The sequence below is a fragment of the Pseudoalteromonas sp. bablab_jr010 genome (assembly GCF_016464105.1).
Taxonomy (GTDB): Bacteria; Pseudomonadota; Gammaproteobacteria; order Enterobacterales; family Alteromonadaceae; genus Pseudoalteromonas; species Pseudoalteromonas simplex.
The window spans coordinates 1-586 of record NZ_JACDWV010000096.1; the positions used below are offsets into that span (position 1 = coordinate 1).

2 protein-coding genes are annotated in these 586 nt (G+C 39.8%); one reads left to right on the forward strand and one right to left on the reverse strand.

From position 1 onward, the window contains the following. A partial coding sequence (locus tag JIG37_RS09880; RefSeq protein ID WP_199529284.1) for a helix-turn-helix domain-containing protein occupies positions 1-254 on the reverse strand: 254 nt, incomplete at its 3' end. Between the two features lie 38 nt (positions 255-292). Here JIG37_RS09880 and tnpA point away from each other — a divergent pair. Then, positions 293-586 (forward strand): IS200/IS605 family transposase (gene tnpA / locus JIG37_RS09885; protein WP_199529285.1); only part of this gene is annotated, 294 nt, incomplete at its 3' end.

Consider the following 586-nt stretch of genomic DNA (forward strand, 5'->3'; position numbering starts at 1 on the left):
TCGCGAGCAACCTGCTGAGCAGCAGCAGAATCAAACGCTTTAATCCAGCTAAATTCCTCGAATGGCTTAATTTCCTTGAGGAGAGAAGCCATATCTTTGTAAAACAGGAATGTTTTATCGTATTCATATCGACGCATATTTTCAGACAACAACAGATTCCAAATGCCACGCGCTATCGCACCAAACTCAATGAGCTTAACTTCTTGTTCTGGCGTAGGGTTTAGCCTGTAGTTGTATCTGAGCGTCTTTTTCATATACTGTATAGACTACTGTATAAGGCCAAGTTGTCAAGATGGAATATGAAACTAAATCTCACTGCAAATATCTAATTTCGCTTCATTTAATTTTGGTGGTTAAGTACAGAAAACCTCTGCTAAACGGAAGGCAGGGTGAGTTTGTAAAGAAAACGGTTTTCGATGTTTCTCTATCATCTGACTTTAGGATCGAAGAGGTTGAGATAGACAAAGATCACATTCATATGCTGATTACAATCGGCACTCGATATTCAGTAGGCCAGCACGCAAGGAGGATTAAGCAAGCCACAACCGCTAAAATCTGGAAATCATTTCCTTATCTGAAAAACCAA